Origin of the sequence: Marinifaba aquimaris (assembly GCF_013328345.1) — a bacterium.
Taxonomy (GTDB): Bacteria; Pseudomonadota; Gammaproteobacteria; order Enterobacterales; family Alteromonadaceae; genus Marinifaba; species Marinifaba aquimaris.
Genome location: NZ_JABULX010000036.1, coordinates 1 through 19,771, shown reverse-complemented (window position 1 = coordinate 19,771; position 19,771 = coordinate 1). Strand labels below are relative to the sequence as shown.

At 38.0% G+C, this 19,771-nt stretch carries 19 protein-coding genes; 3 read left to right on the top strand and 16 right to left on the bottom strand.

The features are described from left to right. Window positions 1-44 precede the first annotated feature (44 nt). The 6 genes from HR060_RS17045 to HR060_RS17020 all read right to left on the bottom strand — a co-directional run bounded on the left by HR060_RS17045 (window position 45) and on the right by HR060_RS17020 (window position 5,615). Window positions 45-647, bottom strand: a complete 603-nt coding sequence (locus tag HR060_RS17045; RefSeq protein ID WP_425487467.1) for an acyl carrier protein phosphodiesterase — start codon at window positions 645-647, stop codon at window positions 45-47. 82 nt (window positions 648-729) lie between these two features. Beyond that, entirely contained in the window at window positions 730-1,572 is an 843-nt protein-coding gene (locus HR060_RS17040; protein WP_174201492.1) for a hypothetical protein, read from the bottom strand. 40 nt (window positions 1,573-1,612) lie between these two features. Further along, window positions 1,613-2,215: a hypothetical protein gene (locus HR060_RS17035; protein WP_174201491.1), complete on the bottom strand. Its 603-nt coding sequence runs from the start codon at window positions 2,213-2,215 to the stop codon at window positions 1,613-1,615. 13 nt (window positions 2,216-2,228) lie between these two features. Continuing rightward, a complete protein-coding gene (locus tag HR060_RS17030; RefSeq protein WP_174201490.1) occupies window positions 2,229-2,528 on the bottom strand; it encodes a PilZ domain-containing protein in 300 nt (99 codons plus the stop codon). A 250-nt stretch (window positions 2,529-2,778) separates the two neighbouring features. Next, the gene (locus tag HR060_RS17025; protein WP_174201489.1) at window positions 2,779-3,555 is read right to left on the bottom strand and encodes an arylamine N-acetyltransferase family protein; all 777 of its coding nucleotides are present in this window, start codon (window positions 3,553-3,555) and stop codon (window positions 2,779-2,781) included. An 11-nt stretch (window positions 3,556-3,566) separates the two neighbouring features. Next, window positions 3,567-5,615: an oxidoreductase gene (locus tag HR060_RS17020; protein WP_174201488.1), complete on the bottom strand. Its 2,049-nt coding sequence runs from the start codon at window positions 5,613-5,615 to the stop codon at window positions 3,567-3,569. 125 nt (window positions 5,616-5,740) lie between these two features. Here HR060_RS17020 and sppA point away from each other — a divergent pair, with 125 nt between their 5' ends. Together sppA and ansA are read left to right on the top strand one after the other, a co-directional pair. Next, the gene (sppA, locus tag HR060_RS17015) at window positions 5,741-7,615 is read left to right on the top strand and encodes a signal peptide peptidase SppA (RefSeq protein ID WP_174201487.1); all 1,875 of its coding nucleotides are present in this window, start codon (window positions 5,741-5,743) and stop codon (window positions 7,613-7,615) included. Between the two features lie 68 nt (window positions 7,616-7,683). Beyond that, window positions 7,684-8,697 carry an asparaginase gene (ansA, locus tag HR060_RS17010; RefSeq protein ID WP_174201486.1) on the top strand — a complete coding sequence of 338 codons (1,014 nt, stop codon included), beginning with the start codon at window positions 7,684-7,686 and terminating at the stop codon, window positions 8,695-8,697. A 43-nt stretch (window positions 8,698-8,740) separates the two neighbouring features. Here ansA and HR060_RS17005 read toward each other — a convergent pair whose 3' ends face one another. The 5 genes from HR060_RS17005 to HR060_RS16985 all read right to left on the bottom strand — a co-directional run bounded on the left by HR060_RS17005 (window position 8,741) and on the right by HR060_RS16985 (window position 14,534). Then, window positions 8,741-11,581 (bottom strand): DUF349 domain-containing protein, encoded by a 2,841-nt coding sequence (locus HR060_RS17005; RefSeq protein ID WP_174201485.1) that lies wholly within the window; start codon window positions 11,579-11,581, stop codon window positions 8,741-8,743. After that, window positions 11,568-11,852: a YeaC family protein gene (locus HR060_RS17000; RefSeq protein WP_174201484.1), complete on the bottom strand. Its 285-nt coding sequence runs from the start codon at window positions 11,850-11,852 to the stop codon at window positions 11,568-11,570. The genes HR060_RS17005 and HR060_RS17000 overlap by 14 nt, the downstream gene beginning before the upstream one ends. Beyond that, window positions 11,849-12,178, bottom strand: a complete 330-nt coding sequence (locus HR060_RS16995; protein WP_174201483.1) for a zinc-ribbon domain-containing protein — start codon at window positions 12,176-12,178, stop codon at window positions 11,849-11,851. Before HR060_RS16995 ends, HR060_RS17000 begins: the two co-directional genes overlap by 4 nt. Before the next feature lie 138 nt (window positions 12,179-12,316). Continuing rightward, window positions 12,317-13,975 (bottom strand): amino acid carrier protein, encoded by a 1,659-nt coding sequence (locus HR060_RS16990; RefSeq protein WP_174201482.1) that lies wholly within the window; start codon window positions 13,973-13,975, stop codon window positions 12,317-12,319. A 37-nt stretch (window positions 13,976-14,012) separates the two neighbouring features. Further along, a complete protein-coding gene (locus tag HR060_RS16985; protein WP_174201481.1) occupies window positions 14,013-14,534 on the bottom strand; it encodes a TlpA family protein disulfide reductase in 522 nt (173 codons plus the stop codon). Between the two features lie 85 nt (window positions 14,535-14,619). Between HR060_RS16985 and HR060_RS16980 the strand changes: the two genes are divergently transcribed. Beyond that, on the top strand, window positions 14,620-15,426 hold the full coding sequence (locus tag HR060_RS16980; protein ID WP_174201480.1) for a DUF2989 domain-containing protein: 807 nt from the start codon (window positions 14,620-14,622) through the stop codon (window positions 15,424-15,426). Window positions 15,427-15,436: 10 nt separating this feature from the next. Here HR060_RS16980 and msrB read toward each other — a convergent pair whose 3' ends face one another. From msrB to HR060_RS16955, 5 genes are all read right to left on the bottom strand, one after another. Continuing rightward, window positions 15,437-15,829 carry a peptide-methionine (R)-S-oxide reductase MsrB gene (gene msrB, locus HR060_RS16975; RefSeq protein WP_174201479.1) on the bottom strand — a complete coding sequence of 131 codons (393 nt, stop codon included), beginning with the start codon at window positions 15,827-15,829 and terminating at the stop codon, window positions 15,437-15,439. Window positions 15,830-15,888: 59 nt separating this feature from the next. Next, window positions 15,889-16,335, bottom strand: coding sequence for a terminus macrodomain insulation protein YfbV (gene yfbV, locus HR060_RS16970; protein ID WP_174201478.1), 447 nt, complete (start codon window positions 16,333-16,335; stop codon window positions 15,889-15,891). Window positions 16,336-16,479: 144 nt separating this feature from the next. Continuing rightward, window positions 16,480-17,526 carry a CNNM domain-containing protein gene (locus tag HR060_RS16965; protein WP_174201477.1) on the bottom strand — a complete coding sequence of 349 codons (1,047 nt, stop codon included), beginning with the start codon at window positions 17,524-17,526 and terminating at the stop codon, window positions 16,480-16,482. A 117-nt stretch (window positions 17,527-17,643) separates the two neighbouring features. Further along, window positions 17,644-19,401, bottom strand: a complete 1,758-nt coding sequence (locus tag HR060_RS16960; RefSeq protein ID WP_174201476.1) for a glycosyl hydrolase family 8 — start codon at window positions 19,399-19,401, stop codon at window positions 17,644-17,646. Between the two features lie 161 nt (window positions 19,402-19,562). After that, window positions 19,563-19,771 (bottom strand): integrase core domain-containing protein (locus tag HR060_RS16955; RefSeq protein WP_174198709.1); only part of this gene is annotated, 209 nt, incomplete at its 5' end.

Sequence of the window (19,771 nt, the reverse complement as noted above, 5' to 3'; positions counted from 1 at the left end):
TCTTAATACTACACCTCAGTTTTCATACCATTGACTCTATTTAGTTATTTAACTTTAGATTCAATTGATTGTTTTTCAACGAATTCTATTAATTCTGGATAAAAACGAAGAAACGACAAGCGATAAACGGAGTAATTTCTGTCAATCTCATCTATTCCACCTGATAAGTTATTGTCAAAGCGGAGCCTTCTAGCAACAGAATCAATGGCTTTTGACGTTCCTTCAAGTGTTAAATAATTATCTAGCCATTGATTTTTGACTAACGATGCAACTGTATTGGTTAATCTGGTTGCATTTTTCGGAATATACTGTTGGCTACTGGCTAAATAATAGTAGGTATTGTGACAAAACTCGTTCAGCGATACATTGTAGAAACGGTGCCACTCATTAGCTAGAAAGTGATCAAAAGCGATATCAGTTATAATGCCATGAAAGCGTTTACGCTCGCTGCTGATCATTTTTTTTAAGTTTCGTACTTCTGGATGGGAGTCGGTAAATTTATCAATTGCTTGATGGTTTTTAATACCAGAGATAATTTCAGGTGATAAGCTTTTCTGATCAACGCCTTTGAGAAAGTCCCCCATCAGGTTCCCTAAAATCGATTGGGGATTAGTTTGTGACAATCTCAAATGAGCGAGGTAATTCATATTATTTAACACATAAACTACAGTGATAACCCCAACATTAACATATATTTCATAATTAACACGATAAAACTCAATAACTAAGCTAAATATGCCACTTCATTTTATGATTAGAATCTAGCTCAATCAGATAATCCGCACGGCTTGGCATCGTTTTTTTCATCGATAACGTAATACGCTCGAAATAACTAACAAAAGCCATTATTTTTTGCTTAATGGCTTGCTTATCAAGCCCAATTTCCCCTTTGTTTTCTAGCATTTGTAGTTCTTGCTGATAACGCCAATTGACTATCAAATCAATTGACGGCGCATCTAAATACAAAAGTTGATCAACACATTTAAATATAGCCTGATAATCGTCAATAGCTTGATTAACGTATTGTCTATAAATTCCATTTGGGTCGTGTTGACGTTCTAAATCATTTAAAGGTGTGCATATATCTTGCTCTGGCTCAGCACCGATACACCAGCCTTCGAAAATAACCAGGTCATATGGCTTATCGATAATTTGAAAGCTTGACTCAGGCAATATGTCATCTAATAGCTTATCAAACTTTGGAATTTTAAAGCCTAGGTAACCACGATTGAGAAGTTGAAGTGTGCTAAATAAATTTTCTGCGTTATGTGTCCCTGGTACACCTCGTTTTTCAAGTAACGGATGAGTATTGAGCGCTAACGTTTTTCGGTCATGTTTTGATAAATAAAAATCATCAATGGATATGATAATCGTATTTATCCCTTTGGTAATTTTTAACACATTAGCAATGAATTCACTGAGTGTCGATTTACCCGTCCCTTGCCCGCCACTGATACCTAATATAGGTATATACTTTTCAGATTTTAGCGGTACTAGGTTCTTCCATATTTGGTTAATGCCATCCAGTGCCTGCTTATTGGCATAACTACTATCGAGTTGTTTAGCTTCCAAGAAAGTTTGAATTGAAAGGTGTTGAATGTGCTGAAAAGATTTAATACGTTGGCCTACTTTGCATCAGACTTTGATTCTTACTTTGACTATTCACATCGCGATAAAGCGAGGCTGGTAATTTATTCTTTTGTTGGCTGTGCTGTTTAATAGTACTTTGTTTATTCGAGAAGCTCGATGAACGAGGTGCGCTTTTTTGACTAGCCTTGGCATTATAGGTTGAAAAATCAATTCTTTTAGTTACTGTCGGGTTATCATAACTGCCTTCGCTATCCACTTTTACGATAGTCATCTTCGCTGGACTTACAGTCCATATATCCAGTGGCAGGTTATGGTTTTCAATCGTTTTGGTTATTTGCTTTAAGCTGGGTGCATCGGATTTGTCACTAATGATCATCAAAGCAGGCTTTTTATTGGTCATTGTTGCTTTGTAAAAGACTGAGCCTATGGCTGCCTGCCATTGTTCAGGTTCGATAAAGTCAACTGCATGGGTTTTAGTCAGACAGTCTACAAAAAGATTATCGGCTAATTTATGTTGAGGGTATCCGTCACAGTAATGTTTTATGTATTGTGGTTTAGCCCACTTTGCTAAAGCTGCATTTGAAAAAAGAACTGCAGATAACATTAAAAGTAAAGTGAGCTTCATAGACAATTATCCGCTAAACGATTTCTTGAATTTCAATACCGAGTAACCATAGGTTATCACTTTCTTTAGAACAACGAATTACTTTTCCTTTTGCATCAAGTGAAGGGATTTGAGCATTTGTAGAGCGGATATGTACTTCTACCGTTTTCCCCATATCTACAGCAACGTCTATCTCTACCGCCATTCCATTTGCACTTAGATCCCTGCATAGTGCACTATGGTCTTGCTGCGCTTCGGCATCGACAACCGTTACCTGACATTCAGTGTTTACCATCATACGATAGAAATCGCGCTTATCGTCATGTCCAATCATTTAATAATACCTTCATTAATTCCATTGATGAGTTTAAAACGGCGTACATATTAATACTAAAATGCCTAATGACAAGCAACAGTGTTGATGTAATTTTGTACGCAAATATAAGTTATTTTATTCAGCCTTAGTTTTAAAGTTAAACTAGTCAAAATAAGTATGAATATTTCTTTTAGGTGTGACATTTAATCATTTAAAAAGTAATAAGAGTCACATTTGCTAACAATATTATAACTTTTTTTTAACCTTTCTAGAAAGGCTTAAAGTCTAACAATAACTTATTTCTAATAACTTTATCTTTGCTTAGTTCACAGATTTGCTCTTCAGTTACTTGCCCTTTGTCGTAAGTCTTTAATTTATCGTCTAATAATATGATTCTTCCATTCTCGGTATATCTAATCAACAATAAGCTTTTGACGAAAATAGTCTCTGGGTGCGTAGAATTTAAGTAGTTTACTGGCATAAAATCGATCCATTCTTGCTCAATATCACTAAAAGCAAACTGGCTTACCCATTCATTTTTAACCTTAGCTTTAACAATGAAACCGTTTTCTTCTTCAGACGGACACAATTGAAATTCATCGTAGCCCTGTTTAATAACTTTATTTACTTCTGTAAGCGCTATTGGCGCTCTGATACCAAAACTACCAAAGCCTAGATCAGCTAAATACCGAGTCCCTTTTAAATCAAATAAGACAACCATATGTGTTTTGGGTCTGCGCATTGGATAAAACATGGGTCTAGCAGCCACAAATTTGTAGTTTATCCCTAGGGCAGTTAAAGCCATTGCAAATAAACCGTTTAATTCGTAACAATAACCACCTCGTTGATGGTTAAGAATTTTTTCAACAATATGTTCAGGTTCAAGTGATACGATTTTTCCGCATTGCACATCGTAATTTTCAAAGGTGATGTTGAATAACTGTTTTTGCATCATCTTTGATATAGATTCAATATCTTGGCTAGGTTGTTCGGTAAAGTTTATTCTTCTTAGATAAGACGATAATTCGAAATTATTTGCTCGCATTAATTACTCTTTTAAATCTTAGTGGCTAATTCCAAAGCTTGTCGGATTGCGTGTTTAGCGTCTATTTCCTGAGCTTTGAAGGCACCACCAATAATGTCGCACGGAATTGATAGATCTAGCAGTTCTTGATAAAGGCTATTATCTGAGCGCTGACCGGCACAAATGACAATGTTATCACAGGCTATGAATGATTCGATTCCATCCTGCTCGTATTTTAAACCTTTATCTGTTATTGCTTTGTAACTCACACCACTTAGCATTTCAACACCATGAGATTGGAGGCTAAGCCTATGTATCCAGCCCGTAGTTTTACCAAGTCTTTTCCCTAACTTTTCATTTTTCCTTTGCATTAAATAAAGCTTTCGGTGTGATTTGTTTTGTATAGCCTGTATCAAGCCCCCGTTAGTATCTAAATCTTTATTAATCCCCCACTGTTTATACCAAGCCTCAGCATAACATTTATCTTGAGGGTCATCTGTATGAAAATCTTCCGCTGTAGCTAAATATTCAGCTACGTCAAAACCGATCCCACCTGCACCAATTATCGCAACTGATTGACCTAATTGTAATTTATCTCTAAGTAAATTGAGATAACTGACTGCAAATCCTGATTCTATCGCATGCTCAATCCCTTGAATGTTAGGTATTGAAGGTAAAATGCCTGTTGCTACAATCACGTGATCGTATTGTTCCGCCATCGCTACATCGAAATTTTGATTCAACATTATTTTAACTTTATTTTTAGCCAGCTTTTGTTGAAAGTATCTCAAGGTGTGGTTGAATTCTGATTTACCTGGAATGACCTTCGCACAATTGAATTGACCGCCGATCTGGTCAGATTTTTCAAAGATCGTTACTTTATGACCTCTGTCACTCGCATAAGAAGCAAAAGCTAAGCCGGCAGGGCCTGCACCAACTACAGCCAAATTTTTAGGTAAGTTAGTTTCAGATAAATCGTACTCGGTTTCATAGCAAGCCAGTGGGTTTACTAAGCAACTCGCCCTTTTGTTAGCAAAAACGTGGTCAAGGCATGCTTGATTGCAACCAATACATGTGTTGATCAAGGCTTGCTCATTGTTTTGAGCTTTTATCACCCAATCACTATCTGCCAGAAATGGCCGCGCCATACAGATAGCATCTGCTTTTTTATCTTTAATTATCTGACTAGCTACATCAGGCATATTAATTCTATTGGTAGCAATAACAGGTACAGACACCTCGTTTTTAAGTTTTTCTGTTGCATAGATAAATGCAGCATTGGGGACAGAGGTAGCTATCGTAGGTACACGCGACTCATGCCAGCCTATACCAGTATTAAACATAGACACACCATCTGATGTTAATGTATTAGCTATTTGGCGAATTTCATTCCAGCCCATTCCTTTTTCAGTAAGATCAGCTAATGAAAGTCTAAATATAATGATAAAGCTTTCTCCAAGTTTCTCTCTTATTCCTGAGACAATCTTTCGAGCAAATTGTGCTCGTTTTAGGATACAGCCCCCCCAATTGTCGGTTCTTATATTCGTTTTTGATGATAAAAACTGATTAATCAAATAGCCTTCAGAGCCCATTATTTCAACACCATCGTATCCCGCTTTTTTTGCTAATTGTGCAGTCTTAATAAAGCTTTTGATGGTTGAATTAATTTGCCGGTTAGACATTTGACTGGGTTTGAATGGCGATATAGCCGCTTTTATTGCTGATGGCGCCTGTAAAAATGGATGATAGGCATATCGCCCTGCGTGCAATATTTGTAGGCATATTTTACAACCATGCGGGTGTACTGCATCAGGGAGTTTTTTATATTTACTTAATTGCCACCCATAACTTAATTGTGCTGCAAAAGGTGCAAGTCTTCCTCTTAATGTTGGGCTGATCCCTCCTGTTATAATCAAGCCTACCCCGCCTTGTGCCCTCAAACGGTAAAAATGAGCTAATTTATCAAATTTATCTGGGGTTTCCTCTAGTCCAGTGTGCATAGAACCCATTATGATACGGTTCTTAAGCTGGCAATGGCCAAGGTCAAGTGGTTCGAACAATGAATCGAATTTATTTACCATAGCGTAAAACTATCTATCCTTTACTTCAGGTTGCTAAGCTTATTTATATCTACAAAAGCTACAATCAACGGACTAAAGGTCCTATGATAAGCATAGATGGAATTTCACAATTAGGATAAAACTGAATGTCGACACAAAAATCGGGGATCCGCAGAGTATTTTCTGCTTTATGGTCTTTCATTAATACCAGTAGAAAAATAATTATTAACTTAATTTTCTTTACCCTATTGGTCGTTTTTATTAGTGCAATGTTATCTGATGAAGATAAAGTGCAAGTGCCAAATGAAACTGCGCTCGTGCTCAATTTAGAAGGTAATTTAGTTGAGCAATTAAAGCCGATAGATCCCGTCGAGAAATTTTTAAATGAGGCGTCTGGAGAAGCCGACCCAGAAGCAGAAGTACTGGTAGCAGATGTCGTCCATGTTTTAGAAAACGCCAAAGATGATAATAGAATTAAAGCTGTAGTACTTGAGTTATCTCGTATGAACCCTGCCGGCCTTGATAAATTAAAAGCAATCGGCCAAGCCATTGAATCTGTTAAAGAAGCGGGAAAACCTGTTTTTGCAATCGGTGATATGTATGACCAGTCACAGTATTTTGTTGCAAGTTACGCTGATGAAATCTTCTTAAATCCTATGGGTGGTGTTTTTATCGAGGGTTATGGCTCATATCGCCTTTACTTCAAAAAAGCCTTAGAAAATTTGAAAATTACTACGCATATCTTTCGTGTAGGAACATTTAAATCTGCAGTTGAACCGTTTATGCGCGAAGATATGAGTGTCGAAGCAAAACAAGCAAACCAAGCATTGCTCGATGAGCTTTGGTTAACTTATAAAACCGAAGTTGCACAGCGTCGTAATATGGATATCGATAACTTTGACGAAAGCCTGACTGAATTCGAAGCAAAAATTGCCAAAGTAAATGGTAATTTTGCACAATTTGCAATTGATAACGGCTGGGTTGATAAGTTAACGCACAGACACCAATACCGTGAAGCAATCGCTAACATCGCTGGTTGGGAGTCTGATGAAGTTACTTTTAATCAAATTACCTACGCTGATTACTTATCTGTCGTGAAACCTCCTTTACCTCTACCTGTGACAAACCCTAACCAAGTTGGTGTTGTTGTCGCCAAAGGTACAATTCTTGATGGTTATCAAGATGAAGGTACCATTGGGGGTGACAGCACAGCTCGATTACTGCAAAAAGCTCGACTTGATGACAATGTAAAAGCAGTCGTTTTGCGTGTTGACAGCCCAGGTGGTTCTGCTTTTGCTAGTGAAGTGATTAGAAAAGAAATTGATTTATTGCAACAAGCCGGTAAACCAGTTGTTGCATCTATGGCCTCTGTTGCAGCATCAGGTGGTTATTGGATATCAACGAGTGCAGATGAAATATGGGCATCCCCTACGACTATAACGGGCTCAATCGGTGTTTTTGGTATGTTTATGACATTTGAAAATGCACTGGATTATCTAGGTGTGAATGCCGATGGAGTTGGTACAACTGAGCTTGCGGGTGCTAGCCCTATGAAAGAGCTAGATCCTAGATACAAAGCGGTTATCCAACACGGTGTAGAAAATGTTTATGACCAGTTTATTGAAATGGTAGCAAGTAATCGTCAAATGACTGTTGAAGCAGTAGACAAAGTTGGCCAAGGTCGTGTTTGGACAGGCGCCCAAGCTCAACAACTTGGCCTCGTTGATGAGCTTGGCACACTGGATGATGCCATCTCTGCTGCAGCTCGTTTAGCTGACATTAAAGAATATGAAAGTAAAATCATTGAACGCGAGTTATCACCTCAAGAGATCATGATCAGACAAATTTTAGGCCAAGCCAACACTTGGTTTGATTATTCTGATGTCAATGATGATTTACAACCTTTAAAAGACAATAAAGTTAAAGCTATCGTTAATGAGTTTATCGCACAGTACAATAAAGTTGCGCGACTAAATGATCCACAAGGTCTTTATGCTCTATGTGAAGTGTGTCCTGAATAATTAAACACACTGAACACTAAATTAATAATAAGCGCAGTAATCACTGCGCTTTTTTTTGGGTTTAATTAATGAATAAAAAACGCATTTACATTGCTTATACCGGCGGCACAATCGGCATGAAACACTCCGAAGATGGTTTTGTACCTGTTCCTGGTTATTTGACCGAAACAATTGCAGCTATGCCCGAGTTTTATCATCATGATATGCCTGAGTTTGAAATTCATGAATATAACCCTTTGATCGATTCAGCCAATATGTCAGTACCTGCATGGTTACAATTAGCTGAAGATATACAGAGAAATTACCACGACTTTGATGGCTTTGTGATCTTACATGGCACTGATACCATGGCTTATACCGCTTCTGCGTTATCATTTTTATTTGAAAACTTATCAAAGCCCGTAATAATCACCGGTTCACAAATCCCTCTGTCAGAACTGAGATCGGATGCTAGAGCTAATTTACTCAACGCCCTTTATTTGGCTGCACATCATCCGATTAATGAAGTCAGTATTTTCTTTAATAATCAGCTTTTTAGAGGTAATCGAACTACTAAACAATATGCCGATGGCTTTGATGCATTTGTATCACCAAACTATCCAGCTTTATTAGAAGCAGGAATTGAAATCAAGAAACTTGCAGGTGAAGTAAAAGCAACAGTCAATACACCACTTAAGCTCAGTAATATTGAAAAACAATCAGTTGGTATTTTACATCTATTTCCAGGTTTGGACTGGCAAGTACTAGATAATCTACTCAAGAGCCCATTACAGGCGTTAGTACTGCTGACATATGGTGTCGGTAATGCGCAGCAAGATGAAGCCCTGCTGGCAACATTACAAAAAGCCGATAAAGCGGGTATTATTGTCGTCAACTGCAGCCAATGTCTTAAAGGAAGTGTCAACATGGACGGCTATGCAACCGGTCATGCATTGAGTGATGCGGGTGTGATCAGTGGCTTGGATATGACGACTGAAACAGTGATCGCTAAGCTGTATTATCTGTTAAGTCAGGATTTATCAAATAAAGTGGTTAAAGAACTCTTGACCACAAATCTAAGAGGCGAGCTTTCTAAAGACTAATCTTAAAAAAAGCGCAGTTAAAACTGCGCTTTTTTTAATAGCGTTAAAGTGCTAACAGTACTCTCTCTAAGTCAGTTCGAACACTCTTTGCTAGTGAATCACCTTCTTTGATCATGCCTAGTCCCAACCAATCTAGTATCAGTTGGTTTGTATCCAAGGTTTGACCTTGGTTATGCTTATCAGCTAAAAGGTTTACCTGTATTTCCATTCGCTTCTGGTTGTCCTCAGGGAGAGGGGCAATCTCAGCAGCAATCTCAATCTTTAATCTTATTTCATAGCTTTGAGCAAGCAAGGCCTCATCACTAGGTATAGTGGCTTGTTGGTAGGCAGCCTTTATAAAAACGGCATAAGGTTTACCAAGCTCTGCTACTTCTTCTTCTGTAAGTTTATTAGACGATTCAAACCATTCGATTAAGGCCTGTTTAAAAGAAGTTAGCTTTTGTAGCTGCTTATCATTTTTTAGCTCATTGCGTTTGGCTTTTAACTTATCGAGTAAATTATTTTTAGACGCAGTTAGTTTTTTGAATTGATGCTCGGCCAATTCTTGCTTAAGTTCATCGTTAATTAAATGCCTAACGCTACTTTCAATTGGTTCGAGCTCTTTTAAACTATTAACACGTTTAAGATCTTCTGATAATGCCAAAAGCTGTTTATCAATGTTACTGGATAGACTTTTCTGTTTGCTTTGTTCTTGGCGTTTTAAATCATCACGTTTTGCAAATACATTATCGTTAATTTTTCTAAAAGCCTGCCATAATGCCTTGTCTTTTCCAGGTCCGGCAAAGCCAATGTCTTTCCATTGATTCTGAAGTTGCTTTAATGCGTCTATTGCCTGTTGGATATCATCTAATTGTTGAGCTTCTTCTGCTTGTTGTATCAGCTTTTGCTTGGCAGCGAGGTTGTCTTGGTTCCACTTCTTACTGCGCTCTTTTAAAGGCTTAAACACAGAGTAAAACTGATCATTGATAGACTTATGTAAAGACTTATCGACAAAGCCTATTTTATTCCAGCGGACCATCAGGTCATTAAGCTTGCGACCGAGCAGGCTTATATCGAAATCCTCGCTACTTTGCGTTTGTTCTAATGAAAGCAACTCATCTATTAATGCCTGTTTATGCGTTAAGTTTTGAGCTCTTACTTCATCTTGAGCCTGGTAATATTGACGACATGGTGCAAACGCTAATTCACTTGCTTCATTAAACGCTTGGTTAAGCGATTCGTTTTCGTCTGTTGGCACATTACCTAAAAGCAACCAAACTTGTCTCAACGCTTTCACTTCTTTCGCTTGCTGTGTTGGGTCTGGATTTTCTAGCTGGCTTAACGCTTGAACCTCTTCCAGTAGCTCTTTTTTTCTTGGAATAGCGATGTATTCTTTCCAATCTGCTAATTCGTCAATTTTTTCGTGAATAACTTGGTATTCTTTTTCTATTTTGCCTTGATTAGCAGGCGTCAATTCACCGTGCCATTCACTCATTTTTCTAAATAAACCCAGTGCAGCATTATATTTACCAGAGAAAATAAGGCGCTTTAATTCTTTCAGTTTACTTCGAATCAATTGAATTTTTTTATCTTGCCCCGCTTGATACTCCGCTATGGCTGTTTGCCATTGTGTAATCAAGGCAATTGAGGTTTCATTGATTGAAACGGGCAATGGTAAGGTCAATGGTTTGACCAACTGACGCCAGTTTTTCAACCAAGTACTGAAAATTTGTTGCTTCTCGTCTAATTCTTCTATTTGATTAGGCGGGTTTTGTTGAGCGAGTAATGTCAACTCACGGGTTAACAGGGAAATTTTCTCAAAGAACTCTGGCAGCTTTTTAGCATTACTTTCAAGTTGGTTAATTTTATTGAGTAATTCCTCAACATCACTTCCTTGATAATGGCTTTCAATCAAAGTTGTTTTGGCATTAGCCAAATTAGCGAGTACCGACGCTACTGCGTTTTCATTTTCAGCTTCGATCAATCCTGATAAGACTTCACTTTGTTCCTCGATAACTACACTCGCCTTTTGTAAACAACTCGCACGCTGTTCTGCTTGTTCTCTTTCTTGTTTTTCTTGGAACCATGCATCTTTCAAACTTTGAGTCGCCACATCTAACTTTTGACAGATGGTGACGTATTTATCATTAAGTTCTTGTTGCTCTAAATCTTCAAAACATGAAAATTCAGGCACAATGGACTGCCACTCGGCAACCAGTAGCTCACCTTGATGTTTGATAAGTTCGTAATCTGTTTTATCTTTTAATGCAAGCAAACGACTGAGTACTAATGATGCTTGTTTACGTAAGTCGATAGGTTTTTGTTGCGCTTCTATGAGCGCAGAAAGTGCATTTTGTGCTTTTTCAACAACAAGCGGGGCTTTGGCTTTTTGGGTGAGTTTCTCGAGTGTTTTGATATCATGTGAAACTCTATCGTAAGCGGCAAGTGCAATAACTTCATTGCTTTTAATAGCCATTTCATTGTCGAGTGTTGCTTTATCGATTTTATTTAGCAAGTCACATTTCAACTGCACTGATAAAGCATTCGATTCGTCTCGTACTAATGTTTCAAGTAGGCTTTTATCATTGCAGTTTAATATAAATGCTTTTTTCTCATCTTCAGTAATTTGACTCGTACCTTGGTCAAGTAACAACTGAGACACTTTAACTAGCGATTGTTTTTTAATGGTCTCTTCTTTGTCTTTTAGATGAGCTTGCCAAAAGAGTTCAAGATCATTTAATCTTTCCAATGCACGTTTTCGTACTCGGGTATCGCTATCATCAAAGGCGAGGGTTTTGATGATGTGACTTTCCGTTTCTAAATTAAGTTCATCAAGGGCTTTTAATCGTATTACTGCGTCTTGATGCTTCCATTTAGCTTGGAATAATTGCTTAAAGATCTTCATTCTTCACTCTTAATATTTCTTGTTCAGGTGTTGAAAACTGTTTTCTTAATTCAGATTTTGGTCTTTCGATGAGTTGACCATCAGCACCGATAGTAAAGTGCTCCTTTGAGTCAAGGTGTTTAGCTTGCCAGGCTAATACGGCTTGCATGGCATTGTCTTTTTGCTCTTCAGACAACACTGTACCATCTTCCCATTTACCCAGTTCAACTGCTTGCCTTAAAGATAGGTAAACGGATTCAGGCATATTATCTATCATTGCCATGAAATTCATGATTTACCCTCACGCTTAAATTGAATAATTTGTACCCTTAAGATTAGGTACCAAACAAAACCGATACCTGCAACTATTTGAGAGATCCACTTATCTGTACTTTCACCTTTATCTGCATAAAAACCACTATAAGCAAGGCCGCCGATAAACAAGATTAACGCTAAAAATGAACGAGTCATTAACTGTGAAGAACGCTTGATACGCTCAATTCTACCTAATCGTTGTAATTTTTCTGGGTCATCGACTAAAACTGCACCGCAATGCAAACAACTATCGGCTTTGTCAGATACGCGTTTTCCACATTTTGGACAAGATATTAACGCCATAAAAGCTACCTCTTAAGATCTTTTATTAACAATAGATTTTACTCACAAGTTGGCAAAAAAAATACGCCTTTAGCGAACTAAAGGCGTATTTTTAATTGTTTTACGTAATAAATTGTAGAAAAGGCTTATTTTAACTAATTACTTTTGTTGTTTTTGCCAATATTCTTTGACTGAGTCTTTCATATCCCTTCTCAAGAGAACGATACCAACTAGATTAGGTATGGTCATTACGACAACGGTGACAGCAGCTAGCGTCCATACCACTGTCGTATCTGCTACTGCAGCCCACATAAAACCGGCTACATAGACAATACGATAAGGCATCACTGATTTTGAACCGAGTAAGTAAGTCATTGCCCTGTCGCCATAATAACTCCATGATATAGCTGTTGAGAACGCAAATAGTAGTAAGCCAATTGTCACAACATACTGACCATAATCACCTAAGAAGCTCTTTTGGAATGCTTTTGCTGTTAACTGTGTTGAGTGAATAAGCGACTTACCCGTTACAACTACGCCTTCTGTCTCTAGCTTACCGTCTTTGAAAACCAAATCTTCTTCAACCATTTTACCGGTTGCGTAAGCGAACGAAACATCTTCTGCTACGGAGCGAGAATTGATAATAGTGACGTTTTGCTCTGGATTTACTACACCATTTTCTATATCTAATTCACCTGTAAAAAGTTTAATCTCGTGATCTTGTCCAGTTAGATATTTGAATAATTGGTTACGGTCTTCTTCACTCTTATCCGAGTATTGACCTTGAATGACTAACATGTCCGTTTTTTGGAATACATTTTCATGTTTTTCAGTCCAAACACCTGATGAAAGAATGACTAAACCTGTGATAGTACATAGAATGATCGTATCAATAAAAGGCTCAAGAATAGATACCATACCTTCTGAGACAGGTTCATCAGCTTTAGCTGAGGCGTGTGCAATAGGTGCTGAACCTTGACCTGCTTCGTTAGAAAATAAACCACGGTTCACACCACGGTTAAAAGCATAAGCGAATGTTGCGCCTAAAAATCCGCCTGCAGCAGCAGAGCCGGTAAATGCATCAGAAATGATTGACATAAAAGATGGAATTAAATTTTCTATATTGTAGAAAATGACACATAGTGCACCTGCAATATATATAGCTGCCATTGTTGGTACAATACGTGAGGTCACCATAGCAATACGTGAAATACCACCAATAATCACCATAGCGAGGATAATAGATAGGACTGAACCAGTGATCCATGGTGATAGTCCAAACGATGACTCCATACCCATGGCAATGTTATTAATTTGTGGCATGTTGCCTGTACCAAAAGAACTCAATACGGTTGCTATAGCGAAAGCCACTGCTAGCCATTTAGCATTTAATTTTCGATCCATGTAATACATTGGACCACCCGCCATCGTGCCATCATCGGTTTTAACACGGTATTTATGTGATAGCGTGACTTCGACAAACTTTGTGGTCATACCTAAAAAGGCTGTAACCCACATCCAGAATAATGCAGCTGGACCGCCTAAGAAGATAGCCAGACCTACACCACCAATGTTACCCGTACCAACGGTGCCTGATAATGCTGTTGATAATGCTTGGAAATGAGAGGTATCACCTTCTGATTTACTGTGATCGTATTTTCCAGTCACTATATACCAGGCACGTTTAAAATAACGTATTTGCGGGAAACCCAAGTAAAGGGTAAAGAATAGACCTACACCAAGAAGTAGATATGGGAAGTAAAATGCACTGCCTAGAAAACTATCTAGCCATAGCAAAAAATCATTAATGGTATTCACAGGCGAACCTACTTTTAATTTTTATATTTAGTACTTTTTATAGCCAAAGTCTGGTTTTTAAGCTTATTAAGCTTGAGTAACCGACGCTGTTAAACTCAATACTAGCATCTGAGTTCAGCAGGTAATACGTAGGATAGCCCTTAACTTTAAATTTTTCTTTCACAAACTGTGAACCTAAATAGACAGGAACACTAATTTCTGTCGTATTAATGAAGTTTTTGACCTCGTCGACATTTTCATAATCAAGTGCAATAACGATTATTTCAAGCCCGGCTCTACCCTCACTAAATAAAGTATCAACATTTGTAATAGAATGACGGCAAACACCACACCAGGGTGCAATAAAGTAAACGAGTGTCTGTTTATTTGGGTTAGCTAACTCAGATGTAATTAACTCATTATTTGTTGCCACTAATTGAATTTGAGTATTTGTTAGCTCATCACTATTTAGTAGGTCTTTAGTCTGAAAGTAATGAATAACATAAAACAGGCCAATTAAGAACAATAATTGATAAAGCACGCTTTTTATTGATTTGATGGAAAAAATTTTGTTTCTCAATGTTAAAACTACCTTTATTAGTCATTCATGATTCGCTAACCTATAAGACAGACAAACCTAACTAATTCTTTCACCCAATCTTTAGATGAAATTTACAAAAAGAACCCTGTTCTTGCTTTTACCGTTAATTATATCCCTTAGTGGGTGTGAATCAGAGCTGAGTGTTGCGAAAGTCTGTGATAGCAATCCAGAATTCTGTGATGATTTGAATACAGATTCGTGGTGCAAAGACCACCGCGCTGAGATTATCATTGGTCGCTTTCAAGAAGCTGAAAATCCTACCGATGCCATCAGGTATAAGCTGATCACCGATTATGAACAGTACTCACAATGTGTGGAATTAGCTTCGCAGATTGAACATATCAAACTCAAAGAAAAAAAGACGTCCCGAATTAATGGTTACATGACCAGCTTACAAGAGATTGCAAGGCTATCTGACGCAACTGAAGAATCTATGATGCCAGAACTTTTATTTTGGCATTGGTCACGAAATGGTAGTGAACAGGCGATCCACAAGTTACTTAAAATGGAACATACTGGGGAGCTCGATACACCAGAGTTACAATTTAAGTTAGCGACTTATCACGTTAAGACAGATAGAAATAAAACAATCGATATCTTATATTACGCCTTGTCTTTGTACACCGCAGATCAAGATCCCAACCCCGAAATATTAAAGACGTTAAGTACCTTGTATCTAAAAGATGAGAAATTCAAACACGCTTATGTTTGGGGTCGTATTGCAAGAAAAATGGGCATTGAAGATATTGATCTTGCTCCGCTGCGCGCATTACTTAGAAACGACGGTTTAAATATTGAACAGCTCAACTTATTAGCTGATAACTTCCAAAATAAAATAGAAAACGGTACGTTTGTGCCACCTAAACGATAGGTATATACTTTTATTGCTCGGCTTTAAAGTCGAGCGATAGCGAGTTTACACAAAAGCGTTTACCTGTTGGTGCTGGCCCATCATCAAATATATGCCCTAAGTGAGCATCACAATTCATACAACGAATTTCCACTCTTTTCATACCATGTGATAAATCTTCAATAAAACGGATCTTATCCCAATCTTTACAGTCTGAAAATGCAGGCCAACCGCAGCCAGATTCAAACTTGTGTTTATCGGTAAACAATGGGGTTTTACAGCAAACACATAGATATTGCCCTACTTTTTTATTATGTAGCAGTTTGCCTGTGTACGGGTATTCTGTACCGCCTTCTCGAGTTACATGAAAGGTGTCAGCGTCTAATTGTTCGCGCCAATACTCTGCACTTTTAATATCTTTCATTATTATTAACCATAAAAAAAGCCGCACTAGGCGACTTTGTTTAGACCTTTTTATGAATCTTAAAAAAGGTCTTTAGTAAATGCTTTATCTAACTTAGAAAAAGCTTTGTTTAGTAATTTAGCCATCTCTATGTATCTGGGCTTGGTGACGGAACTTCTAACTTCTATACCTTCGACCGCAAGTTTAGTTTCTAGCTCTTTGTACCAAGACTGTAAATTTATTGGTAACGTTTCTTGAGAGCGTTTGCCTAACCAAATATAACCCTGTACTGGTAAGCTGATTATCAACAACGCAAAAGCCAGTGCTTGTGGGAAATACTGACTACCGAGCGCTTGTAATTGAAGAACTAATGATAACAGTGCTACTACCGGCATCACAATAAAGGCAAATTGTGTAGCCTTAATAACTCGACATTCTGGAAATAAAGCAAATAACTCCTTTTGCATTGGCCATTGTTTGATGTAGTCATGACCATCCTGAATGACTGCAATTAAGTTTTTTTGCATATATGCCTCGACACAACCTAACACTAGAATACGTGTGCAACTCAGTACGAGTTGCCTTAAATGTACGCTAAAAAGTTATAAAAGCCCATTTAGATAACGAAAAAAGTCATATTTTTACTCAGTAAAACTGTTACAAAGTGCAAATTAACTTTCGCTATTTAATTTTTTTTTACGTAACCTTTGACGATAATTTGACTTAGCAAGCTGTTGCATGTCTTCAACTTGATCGCTCTCATCAACAATTTCTCGACCTAACAATGTTTCAATCACGTCTTCAAGCGTGACAATACCTGCTACTTGGCCAAAGTGATCTTCAACGACAAAAATATGGTCATGACGCTTAATAAACAAGTCCAGTAAGTTAAGCGCAGGAAAGTTTTCTGAAACGCGATGTATTGGCTGTTGTATCTCGGTCACAGGGCAATCGCCTTTGCCTTGACGATCAGCTTCGTAAAGATGAGCCTTTAAAATACATCCCGTAATATTATCAATCTTTTCATTATAAATAGGGATACGAGTAAAGCTTGCTGTTTGTTCAATACTTAGCGCTTCACTGACAGTTACATTCCCTTCAAGTGCGTGCACTACACTTCGTGGTGTTAAGATGTCTTGTGTTTTAACCTCACGTAAACTCAGGATATTTTCAATGAGTTGGTTTTCCTGGCTCACCATCTCACCGCCTTTATGGCTCAAAGAAGCAAATGCGAGAACTTCTTCCCTACTCACTTTGTCATTTTCTTTATTGCTGAATAAACGCGTTAATTGTGTTGATAGCCATACAAGTGGGTAAACGAGCTTGACTAAGATGCTGATTAAATACGCTGAAGGTACTGCTAATTGACGCCAGTAATTAGCACCGAGTGTTTTAGGGATAATTTCAGAAAAATATAAAATGGCTAAGGTGAGTAAAAAAGCAATGAGCGTTTCTTTTTCTGGGCCAAAAATGGTCAGCGCTTGAGCTCCCACACCGGCTGCACCCATGGTATGAGCAAAAGTGTTAAGTATAAGAATACTCGAAATTGATTCATCAAGGTTCTTTTTGACCTTTGCTATTTTCTTGCCACCAGCAGGAGATTCATTGATTTTTTGAGCAGCAAAAGCAGGTGTAATAGATAGAAGAACAGCTTCTAAAATAGAACACAAAAAAGAAATACCTATCGCTAACGACAAGTAAATGATTAGTAAGGTCATCTAGCCTCTAATAAAACAATAAACTGGATCATAAGTTTATTGGAAAGGACTTAAATGAACAATCATTTCTGATTATTTTGTCTATTTTTATTAGCTGTTCTTCTTATTATCAACGATTTATTGACAATTTTTGACCTTTGCCCAAGGACCCCACTGTATATCTACAGGGATAGTTTTGGTCCACCAATTCGCTTGCCACAAGCCATTTTGATAGACAACTTGATCTCCATTCACATACACTTGGCCATTTACAAATTCAGGTTGAGTACATTGATCTAAATCCGTATCTGTTTCTGTGTCAGTGGTCATATCACTATCTGTATTTGTTGTTGTATCTGTTTGTGTCGATGTAGTATCACATTGCTGACTCATCGAGACTAGAGACCATGCACTTTGCCAAGCACTCCCTACGCCAGGCTCATAAGCCCAGCTCGCAGCTGAACTGCACCATCCCGGTATATTGCATTTATAAGTGCTGCCTTTATTCGTTATTTGCTCACCGAGTTGATAATTGGTACCCGCTTGATAAGAGACCAAATCACAACCTATATCGGTGTCAGTATCTGTGCTTGTCTGGGTTGAAGAGTCTGTATCTGTGCCAGTATCAGTATCGGTATGGATTGAAGTGTCTGTTGCCGTGTCACTGTCTGTAGCGGTGTCGGTAAAATCATTCGAGATTTTTTCTGGCGCCCACCAATTCCCTGTCACCATCAACATTGACAATAAATTTATCGTATCTTCGAAATACCCTTGCCTGTTAGCAGTCATATATAGCCATGCTGCATCGAGAAAGTCTTGGTTCGCTTCATTGGCAGCGGCAGCAACTGCAAGGGGGGCGATAAATGCAGGTGACGACCAGTTGGCACCTATACTCGTGCCATCAAGCCGATAACCTGATTGATATTTCCACATTTGTAGATCATTACCCACTTGTGTTCTTGCAAAATCAATGACCTTATCAGAAGATAGTTTGGCACGTTTCTGGTTGTATAGTAAAAAGTCGGCGCCTAGTCGCCAAGGTGTTCTACAAGCGTTGTAATAATAATTACCTGCATTATTCTCTCCGGTATTATCGTTTGGGTTAGGCTTAGCTGGATCACCTGTAATAAAGTCAGGCATCAGGCCAGTATTGCTTGCATAGTTTGATGTGATCTCATCAACCATTTGGTAGATTTCTATAATGGCGTCTTGCCATACTGTGTCACCTGTTAATGCCTGATAACTTCTCAGATGGGTAATCATCCAGTCACTTGAACGCGTAGTCTGTGGATCCGTATCCCAGTCTCCTCTCATCAATCTTAAGCTAGATTGATTAAGCAAGCTGACTGCAATACCCTGCTCAATCATATCAATCGCTTCTTGGCGGTAATTGATAGCCCCACCTGACCCCCATTGTTTATCTGCAAGAATTAATGCATATGCAATATCCATATCACCATCCGTTGCTGAAGAATAACGACCTGTACCCGTTTCTTGATTGTCTATGTACCAGCCCATTAATTCATTATTTATACTACTTCTGTGAGTATCGAAAAAAGCGTACATTCCATCAAAATACTGCTGTGCATTATTTTCTTCTCCTGCCATTAGAGCCAATATGACCATGCCGTAGCCATGACTTTCAGATGTACCTTTTGCATTACCGTCAGTATCTGCACCATGCACATAGTAGCCACCCGTAGTTGCTTGTTTTAAATACTTAGCTTTCCAATATTGATAAAAGTCTGCAACAGCTTGATTGAGACTTTGTTGAGATTGACTTGGTTTGATCCCGTAATGATCAATTGATTGAGGAAATGGATAATTGTTGGCTAATGCTTGACTAGATAATAATGTAAGTACTGACGCTGCAATTATATTTGTTTTTGTAAACATGCTGTCTCTCGCTATAGTGTTTATGCATGTTCAGTTTGCGATTTTTGTTAACATTTATGTAACACTATTTAGGCCAAAGCTAATACTATTCTACCCAGTTAATGTGATTCTTTGATTTTTCTATCAATGACCCATCCTAGTATGGGTTGACACTTTTTTGATTAAAACGCCTGATGAATTTCATCGGGCGTTTTGTATTTTAAGGCCGAATGTGGCCTTTGTTGATTATATAAATCGACTGATTGTTTTACCATTTCCCTTGCCTCATTTAGGTTATTTGGTTTCATTAACAAGTATTCGTTTTTAAGAATACCGTTTACTCTCTCAGCCAGTGCATTTTGATAGCAGTCATAACCATCTGTCATTGAAC